The sequence below is a fragment of the Methylobacterium sp. 22177 genome, from assembly GCF_052045615.1.
GTDB lineage: Bacteria > Pseudomonadota > Alphaproteobacteria > Rhizobiales > Beijerinckiaceae > Methylobacterium > Methylobacterium radiotolerans.
Window position 1 is genome coordinate 333,201 of sequence record NZ_JBQEPK010000002.1, and the last position, 18,160, is coordinate 351,360.

Here is an 18,160-nt window from a genome sequence, read left to right on the forward strand (position 1 = left end):
TTCCGGCTTTGAAGCGATCTCCGAGAAACGCGCCGCAGAAGGCGAGTCACTCGTAAATTTGGCAAATATGCGAAGATAATACAATTTACACGGAGGATAATATTATTTAATACTGAAACAAGTTGGCGAATTGCGATAATTAATTCCAGAACACAGCGGAAATAAGCTATGAACATCGATCGGGCGGGCGGGCGCGCGGTTCGCAGATCGTCGAGCTCCGGAAGCCGGGCGCGCGACAGAACCGGCGAGACCGGGGCCTGTGGACGATTGACAGGTCGGTCCGAACAATGCGGGGAGACGGGGTCGCGCACCGGGAGGAACCGCATGAGGGTCGCCTGCATCGGCGAGTGCATGGTCGAACTGTCCGAACGCCCGGACGGGAATCTGGTCCGGGGCTTCGGCGGCGACACGCTGAACACCGCGCTCTATCTCGCGCGCCTCGGCGTCGCGGTGGATTACGTGACGGCGCTCGGCGACGACATCTGGAGCGACGAGATGGCGGCGGCCTGGGGCCGCGAGGGCATCGGCCTCGAGCGGGTCCGGCGCCTGCAGGGCCGGATGCCGGGCCTCTACATCATCCGCACGGATGCCGACGGCGAGCGCAGCTTCCACTACTGGCGCGACCGGGCCGCGGCCCGCGACCTCTTCACCGAGCCGGGCGCCGCCGAGACGGAGGCGGAGCTGGAGCGCTACGACCTCGTCTACCTGTCGGGCATCAGCCTCTCGCTCTACGGCGAGACCGGGCGCGCCGCCCTGTTCGAGACCCTGGCGCGCCTGCGGGACCGGGGCGGCCGGGTCGCCTTCGACACCAATTACCGCCCCCGCGGCTGGCCCGACCGGGACGAGGCCTGGGCGGCCTTCCGCGCGGCCCTGGCTCTGGCCGACGTGATCTTCGCCTCGGCGGAGGACCTGGACTGGCTCTTCGGCGCGGCGGGCGAGGACGAGGTGCTGCGCCACCGCGGCCGGGCCGAGATCGTGCTCAAGACCTCGGGCGCATCAGGCCCCGTCGCCCGGGTGCTGCACGGCCCGGCCGACACCGCCGTGCCGGCCGGGCGCGCCGCGCGGGTCGTCGACACGACGGCGGCGGGCGACAGCTTCGCGGCGGGCTACCTCGCGGCGCGCATCGCCGGGCTGGCGCCGGAAGCCGCCGCCGCCGAGGCGCACCGCCTGGCCGGGGCGGTGATCGGACATCGCGGCGCCGTGATTCCCCGGGACGCGATGCCGGCCCCGGCCGCCCGGCCGCCCGGCCCGGGCGCCTGAGGCCGTCCGGGCCGCCCTTGAGGCGGACAAGCGCAACCGCTACCTCTCTGCCAGCGGGGGACGGCCCCCGCAGCGTCATCGCCGCCCGTGGCGCGGCCGAGAGGGCACCCGTGGCGCCGATTCCCCCGCCGATCCAGGTTCCCGAGCCCGACGCCGCCGCGGCGGGCGGCGGCGCCCCGAAGACGCGGGTCAGCGCGCGCGGCCGGCTGCGCACCTATTTCCTCACCGGCATCATCGTCGCCGGCCCGCTGGCCATCACCGCCTACATCACGTGGTGGTTCATCGCGCTGATCGACTCGTTCGTGAAGCCGCTGGTGCCGGCGAGCTACCTGCCGGACCATTACCTGCCGTTCTCGATCCCGGGCCTCGGCCTCGTGATCGCGTTCCTGGCGGTGACGCTGCTGGGCTTCCTCACGGCGAACCTCGTCGGACGCTCGGTGATCGAGTTCGGCGAGGTGCTGCTGGCGCGGACTCCCGTGATCTCCGGCCTCTACAAGGGCCTGCGGCAGATCTTCGAGACGCTGTTCTCGGCCAACGGCACCTCGTTCCGCACGGTGGGGCTCGTGGAGTTCCCCGTGAAGGGCACGTGGTCGGTGGTGTTCCTGTCCGCCCCGGCGGCTCACGAGGTCGAGGGGGCGCTGCGGGCCCGGGGGGCGCCGGCGGACGACCTCGTCGGCGTCTTCCTGCCCTGCGCGCCCAATCCGACGACGGGCTTCTTCTTCTACCTGCCGCGCGCGGAGGTGGTGGAACTCGCCATCAGCGTCGACGACGCCGCCAAGCTGGTGATGTCGGCCGGGGTGATCCAGCCGGAGGACCCGCAGGGCCGCCTCAACGCCATGGCGGCCACCCTTCGGACGGCCCAGCAGGCCGGCGGTCCGGTGCCCCGGCGGGAGCCGCAGGACGCCTGAGGGCCGGGCTCGGAGCGCTCCATCGTCGCTCGCGACGCGCGGCCGGCCGCCCGGCAGCGGAGACCGACCACGAGAAAGGGCCGCCCCGCTCGCGCGGGACGGCCCCGGATGTTCAGGCTGCCTGAGCGGCTTCAGCGCTGCAGCGAGGCCGTCTGCGGCGCGATGGTCGGCGGCGTCGCCTGCGCGACCGTCACGGCGCTGCGGGGCGTCGTCGGGCCCCAGCCGGACGCGCATTGCAGGGTGAGGGCCAGCCCGAGGGCGATGCAGAGCCCGTTGGCGGCCAGCCAGAAGGGCCGGGACGCCCGGCGCACGGCGGCCTGCAGCTCGTCCGCGGTCTTGCCCGCCGCCTCGGCGGCGCGATCCGAGATCGGCAGGAGCCAGGGCTCGGTCGGCAGGGCGTGGGCACCGGCCATCTCGTGGGAGCCCGGCAGGCCTTGGAACAGTCCGTTCGACATGTCCGTCCTCCAGATTCGTCCGTGATGTCCCGGCTTACCGGGCCATTCGTTCATCTCCAGTTAAGGGAAGAATATGGCTGATGCAAGGTCACGAGGCCTGTCCGGCGCCTCCCGGACCGCCCGCCGAGCGCCGCCAAGCTTCGGCGCGATCTCGCCAAGCGTCTGAAAAAGCTCGTCTTTTCGGAACGCCTGTGACATTGCCGCATCGGAGTACGGATCCGGTCGCGCGGCGACGATTCCGGATCCGGCCGTTCAGGAAGGCCGGGCTTTCCTGAACGAAACCGTTCAGGAAGCCGTTCATCCGGCCCCGATCAGCCGGATCGCGGCCTCCCGCTCGAACAGGTAGAGCAGCACCCGCAGGGCCTGCCCCCGCGGGCTCCTGAGGCCGGGATCGCGCTCCACGATCAGCCGCGCGTCGTCGCGGGCCGCCTCCAGCAGGGCGGCGTCGCTCTCCAGCCGCGCCAGCCGGAACGCCGCCAGGCCGGATTGCCGGGTGCCGAGCACCTCGCCCTCGCCGCGCAGCTTCAGGTCGGCCTCGGCGATGCGGAAGCCGTCCTCGCTCGCGCGCATCATCTCCAGCCGGGCCCGGGACACCTGCCCGAGGGGGCCCCGGTAGAGCAGCAGGCACGAGGAGGCCTTCGAGCCGCGCCCGACCCGGCCGCGGAGCTGGTGCAGCTGCGCCAGCCCGAACCGCTCCGCGTGCTCGATCACCATGATGGTGGCTTCGGGCACGTCGACCCCGACCTCCACCACCGTGGTCGAGACCAGGAGCTTGGTCTCTCCGGCGGCGAACCGGGCCATGGCGGCATCCTTCTCGGGCCCCGGCATCTTGCCGTGGATCAGCCCGACCGCGTCGCCGAAGTGCTTCCGCAGGTCGTCGAAGCGCTCGGCCGCGGCGGCGAGGTCGACGAACTCCGATTCCTCCACCAGGGGGCAGATCCAGTAGACCCGCTCGCCGCCGGCGATCGCCCGGGCGAGGCCGGCCACGACCTCGTCGATCCGCTCGGTCGGCAGCGTGATCGTGCGGATCGGCTGCCGGCCGGCGGGCTTCTCGTCGAGGATCGAGACGTCCATGTCGCCGAAGAAGGTCAGCGCCAGGGTGCGGGGAATCGGCGTGGCGGTCATGACCAGGAAGTCCACCGCCTCGCCCTTGGCGCCGAGCGCCAGGCGCTGGTGGACGCCGAACCGGTGCTGCTCGTCGACGACCGCGAGGCCGAGGTCGCGGAACGCCACGGCCTCCTGGAACAGGGCGTGGGTGCCGACCAGGATGTCGATCTCGCCCGCGGCGAGGTCGGCGAGCGTGCTCTTGCGCTCCGCGGCCCGGTCGCGGCCGGTCATCAGGCGCAGGCGCAGGGGACCGGCCAGCGGTTTCAGCCGCTCGAAGTGCTGGCGGGCCAGGATCTCGGTGGGCGCCATCAGGGCGGCCTGACGCCCGGCCTCGACCGCCGAGGCCATGGCGAGCAAGGCCACCGCGGTCTTGCCCGAGCCGACATCGCCCTGGAGCAGGCGCAGCATCCGCCGGGGCGCCGCGAGGTCGGCGCGGATCTCCGCGACCGCCCGGGCCTGGGCGCCGGTCAGCGCGAAGGGGAGGGCGGCCTGGAGGCGGGCGCTCAGGGCCCCGTCGCCGGCATTGACGCGGCCGGCCTTGCGCCGCTGGCGGGCGCGCAGCAGGGCGAGCGCCAACTGCGAGGCGAGGAGCTCGTCGTAGGCCAGCCGCTTCCGGGACGGCGTCGCGGGCGGCGGCTGGAGGGGGTCCTCGGCCTTCGGGGGCGCCTCCTCGGGGCGGTGCTCGAGGCGGAGCGCGTCCGCGAAGGCCGGCAGGCGGTTCCGCTCCAGCCAGGCCGGGTCCTGCCATTCCGGCAGGATCGGCAGCCGGTCGAGGGCCACCACCGCGAGCTTGTTGATCGCCCGGGACGTCAGCCCCTCGGTGGCACCGTAGACCGGCTCGACGGCGGGCAGCTCGGCGAGCCCCGCCTCGTCCACGATCCGGGACGGGTGGACCATCTGGCGGGTGCCGTCCCAGAGGTCGATCCGGCCGGTGATGTAGCGGTGCGCCCCGAGCGGCAGCATCTTCTCCACCCGGGCGCGGGGCATGCCGAAGAAGACCAGCGAGATGTCGCCGGAGGCATCCTCCACCAGCACCCGGTGCGGGCGCCGGCCGGCGCCGACCTGGGCCGGGCGGTGCGCCACCACGGTGACGCCGATCGTCACCGGCTCGCCGGTGGGGGCCTCGCTGATCGAGCCCATCAGCTTCCGCGCCACGCCGCCCTGGGGCAGGTGGAACAGCAGGTCCACGACCCGGGCCTCGCGCTCGGGGGTCCCGAGCAGCCTCTCGATGAGCGGCGCCATCTTCGGCCCGATCCCCGGCAGGGCGCGGGCCGGCGCGAAGAGCGGATCGAGGATGCTCGGCCGCAGAGTCGGGGCGACGGCAGGCGCGGGGGCGGCCTCCGCCGCCTCGGCCGCGTCGGAATCCTTCAAGGCCGGGTCCTGAGTCGGGCGTGCATCTGTCATGGCGGTTCGGCGGACATGGTGCCGGAGGCGCCTTATCATCCGGTGCATCCCGGCGCGCCAGTGCGGCAGGATGGAGACCGAACCCGGAGACCGATCCCATGGCCCGCGACTTCCTGCCGGGATTCGACCGGCACCGGATCGAGACCGCGCCCGGCGTGACGATCAACGCCCGCTCGGCCGGATCCGGGCCGCCGGTGCTGCTGCTGCACGGCCATCCCCAGACCCTGTCGACGTGGCTCCACGTCGCGCCGCGCCTCGCGGAGCGGCACGCCGTGGTGGCGATGGACCTGCGCGGCTACGGCGATTCGTCGAAGCCCCCCGGGGGCGAGCGCCACGCCAGCTACGCCAAGCGCGCCATGGCGGCGGACGCGGCGGCCCTGATGCGGGCGCTCGGGCACGAACGCTTCGCCGTCGTCGGGCATGACCGCGGCGGCCGCGTCGCCCACCGCCTCGCCCTCGACCACAGCCGGGCGGTGGAGCGGATCGCCGTGTTCGACATCGCGCCCACCGCGACCATGTACGCGCGCACCGACAAGGATTTCGCCACCCGCTATTTCTGGTGGTTCTTCTTCATCCAGCCCCAACCCCTGCCGGAGACGCTGATCGGGGCCGATCCGGAATATTTCCTGCGCCACCACGTCGACGGCCAGTCCAAGACCCCCGGCTCGACCCCGCCGGAACTCTTCGCCGAGTACCTGCGCTGCTACGCCGACCCGGCCTGCCGCCACGCGATCTGCGAGGATTACCGGGCCGCCGCCGGGATCGACCTGGAGCACGACGCGGCCGATGCCGAGGCCCGGATCACCGCGCCGCTGCTGGCGCTCTGGGGCGCGAAGGGCGTGGTCGGCCGGACCTACGACGTGCTGGAGACGTGGCGCGAGAAGGCGACCGACGTCTCGGGCCGGGCGCTGGATTGCGGCCACACCCTCCAGGAGGAGCGGCCGGACGCGGTTCTCTCGGAGTTGGCGGCGTTCCTGCGCTGAGCCGGCCGCCGGCCCGGAACAGATCGACCGCGCTGTCGTAGCCCGCGTCGCAGATCCGGCCGCGCGCCGGGAACAGACCGGCGGCGATCAGCCGGTCGTAGCGGGCGCGGCGACGCGCCTCCGGGATGCGGCGCTGTGGCCTGCGCGGAGCGGGCTTGGCAGACATACCCGAAAGCTCAGATACGGGCACGTGCCGCGCGGACGCGACGCGACGGCCCTGTCCCGGGCCTCCGGCGAGCGTGGTCGGGCGAGCGTGGTCGGGTCGGCACGGGAACGAGCGGAGATCGTGCGGGGCAGCATGTCCGAGGGAACCAGGGTCGAAGAAGCCGGCGCGCCGTTCGCGGTCGCGGTGGTCGGAGCCGGGGCAGCCGGGCTCGCCGCCGCGCTGGCGATCGCGCGCGACGGGATCCCCACGGCGCTGGTCGGGCGCCACGCCCCAGTCGCGGACGGGCGGACCGTCGCGCTCCTCGACGGGTCGGTGCGCTTCCTGGAGGCGCTCGGCGCCTGGGAGGCGGTGGCGCCGCACGCGAGCCCGCTCTGCACGCTGCAGATCGTCGACGACACCGGCAGCCTGTTCCGGCCGCCGCCGGCGCAGTTCCGCGCCGCCGAGATCGGCCTCGACGCCTTCGGCTGGAACGTCGAGAGCGCCCGCCTGGTGGAGAGCCTGCGCGCCCGCGCCCGGGCGCAGGACAACCTCACCCTGGTCGAGGCGGACGCCGCCGGCGCCGTGCCCGGCGAGACGGCGGCGCGCGTCGCGCTGGCGGACGGGAACGCCGTCGAGGCCCGGCTCGTGGTGGGAGCCGACGGGGCGCGCTCGCCGCTGCGGGCCGCCAGCGGCGTCCGCGTGCGCGACTGGACCTACCCGCAGAGCGCCATCACCACGATCCTGGCCCACGCGCGCCCGCACCGCGACGTCTCCACGGAGTTCCACACCCGGTCGGGACCCTTCACCCTGGTGCCGCTGCCGGGCGGCCACCGGTCCAGCCTCGTCTGGGTGACCGGGGAGGGGGCGGCCCGGCGGCTCGCCGCCCTCGACGACGCGGCGCTGGGACAGGCGGTGGAGCGACAGGCCCGGGCGATGCTCGGCGCCATGCGGGTCGATGGCCCCCGGGGTCTCGTGCCGATGCGCGGCCTCGCGGTGGCGACCCCGGTAGCCCCGCGGCTCGCGCTGATCGGGGAGGCGGCCCACGTCTTCCCGCCGATCGGCGCGCAGGGGCTCAATCTCGGCCTGCGCGACGCCGCGACCCTGCGCGACGCGGTGCTGGCCGCCGCCCGCGACCGCCGCGATCCCGGGTCGCGCGCCGTGCTCGACGGCTACGCGCGGGCGCGCCGCGTCGACACGGCGGCGCGCACCGCCGCGGTCGATCTCCTCAACCGCAGCCTGCTCACCGACCTGCTGCCGGTGGACGCGCTGCGCGGCCTCGGCCTGCTGGCGATGACGCAGCTCGGACCGCTGCGGCGCCTGGTGATGCGGGAGGGCGTGCTGCCCCGGATCGGCGCGCCGGAGCTGATGCGCGCGGCGCGCTAGGACCGCTCCCGATCGTCTTGCGACCGCCTGGACGACGGGCATCTCCGGCCGAGGCCGCCGCGCCCTGCCCCCTCTCCCGACGGGAGACGGAACCCGCGCCCCTCTCGGCACGGACGGGTTCGGCTGCAGGCTCCCCGGGCAACGGCGCACGGATACGCTGCCTCGGCCCGGGGCGCGGGAGCGCCTGCGAAGGCGACGAAGGGGGGCCGTTCGGACGGCGCTCGGTCGCCGAAGGGCGCCCTCGAGGCGCGCCGGCGGGTCCGTCCGGGTATCCCGGGCCAGGTGGGGCGAGGAGGGGCGACCGTCCGCGCGTCGAAGGCCGAGACGGGCCTCAGAGATCCGGCTGGGCGGCCACGTAGGCGCCGAGGCGGGTCGCGAGATCGACCGGGCCGCCGGCGCGGGCCTCGCCCGAATCACCGATGAGGATCACCGGGATGCCGCGCTCGCGCAGTTGGCCGCGGAGGCGGGCGGCGCGGCGGGCGTAGGCGGGATCCCGGCGGGTGGGCGCCTGGAGCAGCACGGCGGCCGGGCGGGCGATCACGGTCAGAACGTCGTCCGCCGCCTCCATCGAGGCGGTCACGCTCGCGTATCCGAGGCTGGCCAGCTCGCCCGAGAGGGACCGGTCCACGGCGCGGACACCGTCGTCGACCACGAGCACTTGTTGCAGCGCACCCATAAGCTTGAGCGGTACTCCATCCGGGACGGCTTGGAAAGATAGCCGTCACGACAATCCGATGCAGAACCCGCGAACAGGCGGATCGGATCCGTCGGTTCGTGTGCAGATGCGAGATTATCCGCGCCGCCTGAGTGCCGGATGAACCGGCGATCGCCCGCCGTTCAGGCGGACGGGACGGGGTCGGCGGCGATCGCCGCGACCGTCCCGTCCGCGCGCCCGCCCGCGCGGAGCGGCCGGAAGCCCGTGCTCCGCCACGCCAGGGGCTCGGTCGCCGGGGTCTCGCCGCGGGTAAGAGGGGCCGCCGCGCAGGCCGCCCCCCGGCAGGCGAGGGCGCCGTCGGCGCCGCCGGCGAGGTCCAGGAGATCGCGGGGCAGGAAGGCCTGCTCGGGCTCGGCCAGGGTCGCGGCGAGGTCGTCCGGGCCGGGGCGGGTGAGCACCAGCACCTCGCCCAGGACCAGGGAATCGAGGCGCTGCGGGCCCGCGGGCCCGGCGCTCCGCGGAATCAGCCGGGCGGGCGCGCGGTGGACCACGTCGAGGACCCGGACGGTCCAGGGCAGGGGCAGGGCGGCGAGGGCCGATTCGACCCGCGCCGGGACCACCAGCCGGGTCGGCACCGGCCGCAGCAGGGCGGCGCGGAACCCGGCCTCGTCGAAGGGCAGCACGGTCTCCAGACCGGCACCGGCCGCCAGGGCGGTGCCCAGGCCGGTCACGAGGCCGCGCAGGTCGTGGCCGGGCAGGAGCGTCAGGACCCGCTCGTCCGCGGTCAGGGGCAGCGCGTCGAGATGGGCGGCGACCGCCGCCGCCAGCGCCGCGGCGGTGCGGTAGACCGGCCGGCCGGGATCGCCGCCCGCGAAGGTGACGAGGCCGCGACTCGGCGCGGGATCGACCACGCCCCGCTCCAGGGCCATCGCGTCGAGGCTGATCACGCCGTCCGGCACGCTCGGGCCGAAGGCCGCGAGGTAGCGCAGGCCGAAATGGCGCATGGCCGCGCGGGTGAGGTCCTCCGCGGGCCGGCGCGCGCCGCGGCGGCCCTCCGTCAACACGGCCACGAGGCCCGCCGCCTCGATCCCGGCGGAGAGCTCCGCGTCGTCCCAGAGGGCCGGCATCGCGCAGGGCAGGTGGCCCGCCGCCTCGACGGCGAGGTGGGCGAGGGCCGATTCGGCGCCCCCCGAATACCACAGCCCGATCCGGCTGCCGGCCGGGAGCCGCCACGCGCCGATCCCGCGGGCGAGCCGCCCGACGATCTCGGCGGCGGCCGCGTAGGTCCAGGTGATGTTCGGGCGCCCGCACCACGCGACCCGGTCCCCCGAATCACGCAGGACCGTGCGCTGCGGGCCCGTCAGGGCGGCGGCGAACAGGCGGGTCGCGAGACCGTCGCACGGGCCGCCGAACAGCCCGCCGGACAGGCCGCCGGGCCCGTTCTCGGATCGCGCGGACGCGTCCGGTGCGGCGTCGACCGCCCACTCCGCCACCGCCAACGCGCTCAAACCCGCCGCCCCCGCCGATCCTGCAGAACTCCTATCATCTCGGCCCCACAGGGTTAACCGACCGCTAAGAGGGCCGCGCCGCCGGGCGCCGCAGGAGGGCGGCCGGCGGCGGCCGGCGGCGCGGTCCGATCACGCGCTCGTGCCTCGCGGCCGCGCAACGTCGCGCTTGCGGCCGGGCGGGCGGGGGCCTATCGGGGGCCGGGCGCGGCCAGGACGGTTCCGACAGCCCCAAGGCCGCGGTGTCATGCCTTCGCCTCATTCGAGGGGAAAGGCAGGCCGCCCGGTCGCCGGGGTGAGGGATGCGCGCAGACGGGCGCCCGTCCCGCCCGATGGCCGGACCGATTCATCCGGAGCTCCGGGCGGTGCGCCAACGCGGCGGGCGGCCGGTCGCTCCGGCGGACCTGCCGCCAGGCCGGCTCCGCATCCTGCCAGCCACACCACGTCTCTTCCAAGGGGTCAGAGCCGATGTCCTTCACCCGCACCGCGACGCTCGCCCGCGCCGCTCTCCTCGGCCTCGCGGGCCTCGGCCTCGCGGCCGCGCCGGCCCTGGCGCAGCCGAAGAAGCCCGCCGCGCCCGCCCCGGCCGCGCCGGCGCCGACCGCCCCGGGTACCCCGGCGGCCAACACCCCGGCCGCCCAGACGGGCCCGCAGATCGTCGCGGTGAAGTCCGAGCCGAGCCAGGCCGACTGGACCAAGGTCTGCGGCAAGGACCAGGGCTCGGGCACCGACATCTGCTACACGACCCGCGACTTCGTGTCCGACCAGGGCCAGCCGGTGCTGGCCGTGGCGGTCTACGAGATGAAGAACCCCGCCCAGAAGCAGGAGGTGCGCGTGGTGCGCTACCTGCTGCCGCTGGGCCTGCTGCTGCAGCCGGGCATCCGCTTCAACGTCGACGGCCAGGCGGCGACCGCCGGCCGCTTCGCGGTCTGCTTCCCGAACGGCTGCTTCGCGGAGGCCGGCGGCGTCGATGCCGGCGTGATCGCCGCGATGAAGAAGGGCACGACCCTCAACGTCTCGGTCCAGAACCAGACCCAGCGCGAGGTCACCTTCGCGGTGCCGCTGGCCGGCTTCGGCAAGGCCTTCGACGGCCCGGCCATCGACCCGAAGGTGCTCGAGGAGCAGCAGAAGAAGCTCCAGGCCGAGCTGGAGAAGCGCTCCGAGGACATGCGCAAGAAGCTCGAGCAGCAGCAGGGCGCCGCCCCGGCCGCCGGCGCGGCCCCGGCCCCGGCCGCCAAGTAACGAGTAAGCACCAGCGACCCGCCGCGCGGCGGGTCCGTATCGGGGGCCGGGCCGCGAGGTCCGGCCCTTCGCGTCTGGCCCGTCCGGCGGCGGGGTCTAGCGGATCCCCGCGGGCCCCGAGTCCGGCTGGACGATCAGCACGCGCAGGTCCTGGTCGGGCACGTAGTCCCGGGCCTCCCAGCGGAACGTGGTCGGCCCGGTCTTCCGGACGTCCGTGCGGCAGAAGCTCGCCACCGCCTCCGGGCTGCCCTTGTCGACCGTCAGGGTGAAGCGCCCGATCGGCGCGGCCCAGTTGCGCGCCGTGGTGACGATGTAGGGCACCACGGTCGCCCGCAGGTGGCCGCCGGGATCCGCCGCCTTCGCGTGCAGGCGCCGGATCGCCGCGAGCCCGGCCGCGTCCAGGCAGTAGGTCGCCCGGTAGGCCGCGCGGGACGCCGCCTTGAGGTCGAGCAGGTGGAAGCCGGTCACCGGCGCGTAGCTGTGCGCGATGCGGACCTCCTGCCCCGCCGGGAAGGTCTGGAGCCAGTGGAACTTGGCCTCGCCGCGCCAGAGCCCCTCGGTCATCCGGTCCGGCGCGTCCGCGACGTCGGGGAACAGGCCGGCCCTGACCAGCTCGGCCCATTCGGGCGCGCCGATCCGCCCGGCCGCCGCGCTGATCGCCGCGAAGCGCAGCGGGTTCAGCGGCAGGCCGTGGCGGCGCAGCAGGTCCGTCACCTCGCGCTCGCCCACGTAGGCGCGCTCCTCCAGCTCGGGCTCGAGGGGCCTGCCGTCCACCGTGACGGTGAAGCCGACGAAGTTCGGGCTGTCGGGCCGGGGCAGCGCCAGGGCCGAGAAGCTGAGTTCGCGCCCGTCGATCGGCGGCAGCGGGAAGGCGATCCGGACCGTGCGCGACTCCTGAACCTGATTGCGGAACAGGTAGGACACGCCGATCCGGTCGCGGGCGATCGACAGGTCCTCGCTCACCAGGGCGATCCCGGGCTCGCGCCGCAGGACGAGGCCGCCGGCATCGAGCTCGGCGGCGCTGTCGTTGGCGCGGGCCGCCGTAGCGAGAAGGCCGGCGGCGAGCAGAGCGGCGGGTCGGATCATGGCGACGGGCTCGTCCGACGGCAGCGGCCGTCGCGGCAGACTAGCGCCCGCCGCTTGCCAGGACCTTCACGGGCCCGACCCGCTCAGTTCGTGGCGCGGTCGCGCATCCGGTACGCGCCGGCGGCGTCGCGCTCGAACATCTCGGCGATGCCGGCGTGGCGCAGGGCCTCGCCCGACGTGTCGGGCAGGAGGTTCTGCTCCGACACGTAGGCCACGTACTCGGTCTCGGCGTTCTCGGCGAGCAGGTGGTAGAACGGCTGGTCCTTGCGCGGCCGGACCTCCTCGGGGATCGACAGCCACCATTCCTCGGTGTTGTCGAACACCGGGTCGACGTCGAACACGACGCCCCGGAACGGGTAGATCCGGTGGCGCACCACGGCGCCGATCGCGAATTTCGCGGTTCTCAGTGTCACGTCCGACATGGTTCAACCCGTCCAGATCGGACAGATAGGTCCGATGACGGATCGTGTCACCCGGTCGCCGCGGAAGTCGGCGTCCCGGCGGCGCGGGCCAGGCGGTCCCGGACGGCGATCGCCTCCGGCAGCGGCCGCCACAGGACGGTCATCTCGGCGATGCGCCCGGCCGCGTCGAGGCGCCAGTAATCCATCCCGTCGAGCCGGTGCGGGCCGGCCGTCGCGCCGAAGAAGGCGGCGGCGTGCGCGGGGCCTTCCAGGATCTCGCGGATCTCGAAGGCGTCGACCGCCGCCAGCAGGGCGTCGACCACTGGCCGGATCGCCGCCTTCCCGCGCACGGGCTCGGCGGCGAGCGGCGTGTTGAGCACCACCGCCTCGGTCATCTGCGCCAGCATGGCGTCCCGGTCCTTCGCCGCCAGGGCGGCCGCGAAGGCGCGAACGTGGCTGAGGTCCATCGGAGTCTCCTACGAAATCCGGATGCCGAGGTCGGCCGCGATCGCCCGGGCGGTGGCCTCGCGCCGGGCCGTGATGTCGGCCGCCGCCGCCCGCGCCCGCGCCACGGTGGCCGGGGAAGCCGTTCGGGGCGTGCCGCTGTCGAAGGGCGGCTCGGGGGCGTACTGCATGCCGAGCTGGATCGTCCGGGCGGCCTCGTCGCCGCGCAGTTCGGCGGCGAGCCGGAGCGCCCCGTCGATCCCCGCGGTGACGCCGGCCGCGAACACCCAGCGGCGGCCGTCCGCGTCGCGGTCGAGCACCACCCGCTCGTCCACCGGCTCGGCCCCGAAGAGGGGCAGCAGGTGGACCGCGTTCCAGTAGGTCGTGGCCCTGCGCCCGACCAAGAGGCCGGCCGCGCCGAGGAGCAGGGCGCCGGTGCAGACCGAGAGGACGTGGCTCGCGCCCGCCGCCTGGTCGCGGATCCAGCCGAGCACGGCGGCGTCGCGCATCAGCGCCTCCTGGCCCTGGCCGCCCGGCACGTGCAGCACGTCGAGCCGCGGCGCCTCCGCCAGGGTCGCATCCGGCAGCATCCGGAGGCCGCGGACGTCGCGGACGGGCTCGAGGCGCGGCGCGTAGACCCGGTAGGTGCTGTTGGGCACCCGGGACAGGACCTCGAACGGGCCGGTGAGGTCGATCTGGTCGAGCCCCTCGAACAGGAGCGAGCCGATCTGCAGGTGGGTGTCGGGCGGGATCATGCCGAAGCCTCCGTGGTGGACAGGACGACCCTACCGCGTCAGGATCTGGCCGAAATGCCAAAGAGCCCTCGTTTCTCGCCAGACGCGCCGCGCCCCGTCGAGGTGCTGGCCTTCCCGTCGGTGCAGCTCCTCGACGTGGCCGGGCCGCTCCAGGTCTTCGCCACCGCCAACGAGCACGGCGGCGCCGGGATGCCCTACGCGCCGCGGGTGATCGCGGCCGGCGACCCGGGGCTCACCGCCTCGGCGGGGCTGCGGCTGGTGGCCGACCCGCTGCCGGATCCCCACGCGCCGGTGGACACGCTGGTGATCGCGGGCGGCCCCGGCGTCGTCGCGGCCTGCGACGACGCCGCCCTGGTGGCCTGGGTGCGGACCCGGGCGGGCCGGGCCCGCCGGGTCGCCTCGGTCTGCACCGGCGCGTTCCTGCTCGGGGCGGCGGGGCTCCTCGACGGGCGGCGGGCCGTGACCCACTGGAAGCATTGCGGCGCGCTCGCCGCACGCTACCGGCGCGCCCGGATCGAGCCCGACCCGATCTTCGTGCGCGACGGCCCGGTCTGGTCCTCGGCGGGGGTGACGGCGGGCATCGACCTGGCCCTGGCGCTGGTCGAGGAGGATCTCGGCCGCGCGACCGCCCTGGCGGTGGCGCGCCACCTCGTGATGTTCCTCAAGCGCCCCGGCGGGCAGGCGCAGTTCAGCGCGGCGCTGGCGCTGCAGGCGGGCGAGGAGCGGTTCGGGCGGCTCCACGCCTACATCGCCGACAACCTGTCCGGCGACCTGTCGCTGCCGGCGCTCGCCGCGGCGGCCGGGATGAGCGCGCGCAGCCTGAGCCGGCACTATCGCGAGGCGACCGGCCTGACGCCGGCCAGGGCCGTGGAGCGCCTGCGGGTGGAGGCGGCCCGGCGCGCGCTCGCCGAGACGGCGCAGCCGGTCAAGCGCGTCGCCCGGACCTGCGGCTTCGGCTCCGAGGAGACGATGCGGCGCAGCTTCCTGCGGCACGTCGCGGCGACGCCGCAGGAGTACCGGGCGCGGTTCGGCGGGTGAGGGTGGACTAGAACCGTATCCGACCATGTTGCAACGGTCGGGAAGGAGGGCGAGCCGGTCTCGCCAGCCGCGCCAGGCCCCCTCTCCCGTGCGGGAGAGGGTTGGGGTGAGGGACGAGAAGGATCAGGACTGAACAGGCCGCCGATGCGCGTACAGGCGCGGCTCTTCCGGACTGTTCTCATCCCTCACCCTGTCCCTCTCCCGCACGGGAGAGGGGACCCGCGCCTCGTTCGGCACGGGCTCGCCGATCGCCTGCGTCCCAACCCGATCGGGATCGGTTCTCGACCGTGTCGCGGCGTTCGAGGGCCGCCAGGATCGTCTCGCGCACGCCGTCGCGATGCTCGTGGATGTCGGCGTTCGGGATACGGAGCAGGGCGAAGACGAGCGACTCGAGGATCGCGGTGCGCGCGGCATCCCGGGCGACCTCGCTGGCGGTCGAGTGCGTTGCGCCGTCGACCTCGACGATCAGCCTCGCCTTGAGGCAGGCGAAGTCGACGACGAACCGGTCGATCGGGTGCTGGCGGCGGAACTTCCAGCCGTTGAGCGCGCGATTGCGCAACACGCGCCAGAGCTCGGCCTCGGCGCTTGATTGCGCGCGCCGCAGGCTGCGCGCGCGGGATCGATCTGCTCACCGCACGGTTCCGGCAACGCAGTTGCGGACCCGGTGGATGATACGGTGCTGCGGCTTGCGCGGGCCTAGCCCCAGCGAATTGTCCGGCTCCGCGGCGTCATCGCTTCAGAACGGCACGCGGGTCCCCTCTCCCCCACGGGAGGGGGGGCGCGTCGCGACTCGCGGACGCCGAATCGGGACCGCCACACGCGGCCCCGGCAGCCCGCTCACCCCAGCTTGTAGACCGCCGCCAGCTCCGGATCCTTCGCGGCGACCAGCTTGGCGAGGTCCACGATGACCTTGGCCTGCTTCCAGGTGGCGTCGTCCTGCATCTTGCCGTCGAGCATCACGGCGCCGGTGCCGTCCGGCATGGCCTCGACGATCCGGGCCGCGAAGGCCACCTCGGCCGGGTCCGGCGCGAAGACCCGCTTGGCGATCGCCACTTGGCTCGGGTGCAGCGTCCAGGCGCCAGCGCATCCCATCAGGAAGGCGTTGCGGAACTGCGCCTCGCAGGCCGCGCCGTCGGAGAAGTCGCCGAACGGGCCGTAGAAGGCCTTGATGCCGTTGGCCATGCAGGCGTCGACCATCCGGGCGATGGTGTAGTGCCAGAGGTCCTGCTGGGCGCTCGCCCGGGGCGCGTCGCCGGCCGGGTCGGCGATCACCCGGTAATCGGGGTGGCCGCCGCCGACCCGGGTGGTCTTCATGCCGCGGGACGCCGCGAGGTCCGCCGGCCCGAGGCTCATGCCGTGCATGCGCGGCGAGGCCGACGCGATGGCGTCGACGTTGGCGACGCCCTCGGCCGTCTCCAGGATCGCGTGGACCAGGATCGGCTTCGTCACCCCGTGGCGCGCCTCGAGCTGGGCGAGCAGCTGGTCGATGTAGTGGATGTCCCACGGCCCCTCGACCTTGGGCACCATCACGACGTCGAGCTTGTCCCCGACCTCGGCCACGATCGTGAACAGGTCGTCCAAGATCCAGGGCGAGTTGAGGGCGTTGATCCGGGTCCAGAGTCCGGTGCCGGTGGCGGCGAAGTCGGTAGCCTGGGCCATGGCGACGAAGCCCTTGCGGGCCGCCTCCTTCTGGTCGGCCGGGACCGCGTCCTCCAGGTTGCCCAGCACCACGTCGACGGTCCCGGCGAGCTCCGGCACGCGGGCCCGGACCTTGTCGTTGTGGGGCGGCACGAAGTGGATCATCCGCTCCAGCCGCACCGGCAGCTCGCGGAACGGGGCCGGCGCGCCGGTGGCGAGGGGCTGGAAGAAGCGGCGGGGCAGTTTCATCGGGTGCCTCTTGTCAGGGCTGGCGTCTGAGCCCCGTTAAGGCAGCTTGGGCGGGCGCGTAAAGCCGCGCCGCGCCGAAGTGATCTCGGACTTTAGTGATCCCGGACGCTCGGCCCAGCGCCGCCGAGCCTCAGCCCCGGCCGCCCCGGCGGCCGGCGAGGCCGATCCGGTTGAGGATGCCGCCGTCGCCGCTGCCGGCCACCACCACGAGGCGCCGGACCTCGCCCCGCAGGAAGGCCTGCAGGAAGCGGTTGTAGTCGCGGAACGAGACGCAGCCGTTCGAGGCGCCGGGCTGCCGCAGCATGTAGGTGTGGGCCAGCAGGCCGTCGCGGCCGTGGATCGCGGCGCTGCCGCCCACCGGGTTGAGGCGGATCGCCCGGACCCCGTGGAACAGGCGCTCGCGCTCGGTCAGCGTGTAGGTGCCGGGCGGGGTCGAGCCGCGCATGCGCAGGTGGACGTAGCGCGGGTTGTCCATGTGCTCGCCGAGGCCGGAATGGGCCTCCAATACCTCGCCGGAGGGCAGCGTCACCGTGCGGGCGGTGATGTCGTAGACGGCCGTGCCGGCCACCGAATCGGGGTCCGGGCTGATCCGGGTGCGCGGCGCCTCCTGCGGCAGGGCGTCCGGGCTGGCATAGGCCAGCGCCTGACGGGGCTCCTGACGATTCTCCTGAGACGGCGCGGCCGCGCCGACCCCGAACAGCTTCTCGAAGAAGGACGGCTCCTCGGCCATCGCGGCGCGGAACACGTCGCGGGTCCGGGGCAGGGCGCGGCTCGCCACCCGCGCGGGCGGCGGCGCCGGCGCGCGCCGCAGCTCGGGCGGGCGCGCCACCGGCAGCGGCACCAGGGCGGGCGCGAGGGCGGCGGGGGTAGGCTCGGCCGCGGCCATCCGGACCGGCGCCCCCGCGCCCTTCGCGGCGATCTTGTCGCCGGCCTTCTCGGTCGCCCTATCCGCGGGCCCGGCCTGGGCCAGCCGGACCTGGGCGGTCCGCGCCCGCTCCGCCTGGGCCACCTGCCGGGCGATCTCCCGGACCGCCGGGGACGGCGCGGCGGCGGCGATCTGGAAGCCGGCGGCCGGCGGGGCCGCGCCTCCGAAGGCCGTGGAGGTGTCGGAGCCCAGCGCCGGGCTCCGGTCGAGCATCCAGGCGAGGCTCGGCCGTGGCGCCGCCACGGCCTGCGGGACCGGGGCGGCGGTCGGCCCGGCCGCCGCGACGGTCTGCGCGTCGGGGCGGGCCGGCCCCTGCGGGTGGCTGAACACGGCCCAGCCGGCCAGGGTCGCGCCGGTGAGGGCGATGAGCGCCGTCAGCCGCGCGCGGCGGCGGGCGCGCCGCATGGCGCTCGGGTAGGGCGCCCGGGTGCGGACGACCGGATCGTAGACGGTCTCGACGTAGGTGAGGCGCGGGGGCGCCGGTCGCCGGGGTTCCGCGCTCGGATACGCGGTCTGGAACGCGGCGAGGGACAACGCAGCCTGGGCCATTCGGGAACTCGCGTACGCGCTTCCCCTG

Annotated in this window: 17 protein-coding genes; 6 read left to right on the forward strand and 11 right to left on the reverse strand. The window is 74.6% G+C overall.

The window, feature by feature from the left end; translation table 11 throughout:
- Positions 1–324: 324 nt before the first annotated feature.
- Both ACTJK8_RS03965 and ACTJK8_RS03970 read left to right on the forward strand, forming a co-directional pair.
- On the forward strand, positions 325–1,260 hold the full coding sequence (locus ACTJK8_RS03965) for a sugar kinase (protein WP_012318648.1): 936 nt from the start codon (positions 325–327) through the stop codon (positions 1,258–1,260).
- A gap of 110 nt (positions 1,261–1,370) precedes the next feature.
- Positions 1,371–2,168: a DUF502 domain-containing protein gene (locus ACTJK8_RS03970; protein WP_012318647.1), complete on the forward strand. Its 798-nt coding sequence runs from the start codon at positions 1,371–1,373 to the stop codon at positions 2,166–2,168.
- Between the two features lie 131 nt (positions 2,169–2,299).
- Here the strand turns inward: ACTJK8_RS03970 and ACTJK8_RS03975 are convergent, their stop codons facing one another.
- Entirely contained in the window at positions 2,300–2,623 is a 324-nt protein-coding gene (locus tag ACTJK8_RS03975) for a hypothetical protein (protein ID WP_029359345.1), read from the reverse strand.
- A 297-nt stretch (positions 2,624–2,920) separates the two neighbouring features.
- Positions 2,921–5,134, reverse strand: coding sequence for an ATP-dependent DNA helicase RecG (recG, locus tag ACTJK8_RS03980; RefSeq protein WP_024830419.1), 2,214 nt, complete (start codon positions 5,132–5,134; stop codon positions 2,921–2,923).
- Between the two features lie 98 nt (positions 5,135–5,232).
- Between recG and ACTJK8_RS03985 the strand changes: the two genes are divergently transcribed.
- Both ACTJK8_RS03985 and ACTJK8_RS03990 read left to right on the forward strand, forming a co-directional pair.
- Positions 5,233–6,117, forward strand: coding sequence for an alpha/beta fold hydrolase (locus ACTJK8_RS03985; RefSeq protein ID WP_440761556.1), 885 nt, complete (start codon positions 5,233–5,235; stop codon positions 6,115–6,117).
- Between the two features lie 298 nt (positions 6,118–6,415).
- Positions 6,416–7,645, forward strand: coding sequence for a UbiH/UbiF family hydroxylase (locus ACTJK8_RS03990; RefSeq protein WP_029359342.1), 1,230 nt, complete (start codon positions 6,416–6,418; stop codon positions 7,643–7,645).
- 331 nt (positions 7,646–7,976) lie between these two features.
- Here ACTJK8_RS03990 and ACTJK8_RS03995 read toward each other — a convergent pair whose 3' ends face one another.
- Entirely contained in the window at positions 7,977–8,321 is a 345-nt protein-coding gene (locus ACTJK8_RS03995) for a hypothetical protein (RefSeq protein ID WP_012318642.1), read from the reverse strand.
- Between the two features lie 161 nt (positions 8,322–8,482).
- Positions 8,483–9,808: an AMP-binding protein gene (locus tag ACTJK8_RS04000; protein ID WP_440761557.1), complete on the reverse strand. Its 1,326-nt coding sequence runs from the start codon at positions 9,806–9,808 to the stop codon at positions 8,483–8,485.
- A 465-nt stretch (positions 9,809–10,273) separates the two neighbouring features.
- Here ACTJK8_RS04000 and ACTJK8_RS04005 point away from each other — a divergent pair, with 465 nt between their 5' ends.
- Positions 10,274–11,047 carry an invasion associated locus B family protein gene (locus tag ACTJK8_RS04005; RefSeq protein ID WP_024830423.1) on the forward strand — a complete coding sequence of 258 codons (774 nt, stop codon included), beginning with the start codon at positions 10,274–10,276 and terminating at the stop codon, positions 11,045–11,047.
- Positions 11,048–11,143: 96 nt separating this feature from the next.
- On the opposite strand, the gene ACTJK8_RS04010 is transcribed toward ACTJK8_RS04005, so the two are convergent.
- From ACTJK8_RS04010 to ACTJK8_RS04025, 4 genes are all read right to left on the reverse strand, one after another.
- Positions 11,144–12,133, reverse strand: a complete 990-nt coding sequence (locus ACTJK8_RS04010; protein ID WP_440761558.1) for a DUF4424 domain-containing protein — start codon at positions 12,131–12,133, stop codon at positions 11,144–11,146.
- Positions 12,134–12,216: 83 nt separating this feature from the next.
- Complete coding sequence (gene hspQ, locus ACTJK8_RS04015) at positions 12,217–12,555, reverse strand: heat shock protein HspQ (protein WP_012318638.1); 339 nt, start codon at positions 12,553–12,555, stop codon at positions 12,217–12,219.
- 47 nt (positions 12,556–12,602) lie between these two features.
- Positions 12,603–13,001 carry a nuclear transport factor 2 family protein gene (locus ACTJK8_RS04020; protein WP_029359337.1) on the reverse strand — a complete coding sequence of 133 codons (399 nt, stop codon included), beginning with the start codon at positions 12,999–13,001 and terminating at the stop codon, positions 12,603–12,605.
- Positions 13,002–13,010: 9 nt separating this feature from the next.
- Positions 13,011–13,733: a DJ-1/PfpI family protein gene (locus ACTJK8_RS04025; protein WP_012318636.1), complete on the reverse strand. Its 723-nt coding sequence runs from the start codon at positions 13,731–13,733 to the stop codon at positions 13,011–13,013.
- Between the two features lie 54 nt (positions 13,734–13,787).
- On the opposite strand from ACTJK8_RS04025, the gene ACTJK8_RS04030 reads away from it, so the two are divergent.
- A complete protein-coding gene (locus ACTJK8_RS04030) occupies positions 13,788–14,771 on the forward strand; it encodes a GlxA family transcriptional regulator (RefSeq protein ID WP_058608324.1) in 984 nt (327 codons plus the stop codon).
- 178 nt (positions 14,772–14,949) lie between these two features.
- Here ACTJK8_RS04030 and ACTJK8_RS04035 read toward each other — a convergent pair whose 3' ends face one another.
- From ACTJK8_RS04035 to ACTJK8_RS04045, 3 genes are all read right to left on the reverse strand, one after another.
- Positions 14,950–15,333, reverse strand: a complete 384-nt coding sequence (locus ACTJK8_RS04035; RefSeq protein ID WP_440761559.1) for an endonuclease domain-containing protein — start codon at positions 15,331–15,333, stop codon at positions 14,950–14,952.
- Positions 15,334–15,608: 275 nt separating this feature from the next.
- Positions 15,609–16,658, reverse strand: coding sequence for an HpcH/HpaI aldolase/citrate lyase family protein (locus tag ACTJK8_RS04040; protein WP_053622475.1), 1,050 nt, complete (start codon positions 16,656–16,658; stop codon positions 15,609–15,611).
- A 130-nt stretch (positions 16,659–16,788) separates the two neighbouring features.
- Positions 16,789–18,132, reverse strand: coding sequence for a tlde1 domain-containing protein (locus ACTJK8_RS04045; protein ID WP_440761560.1), 1,344 nt, complete (start codon positions 18,130–18,132; stop codon positions 16,789–16,791).
- Positions 18,133–18,160 lie beyond the last annotated feature (28 nt).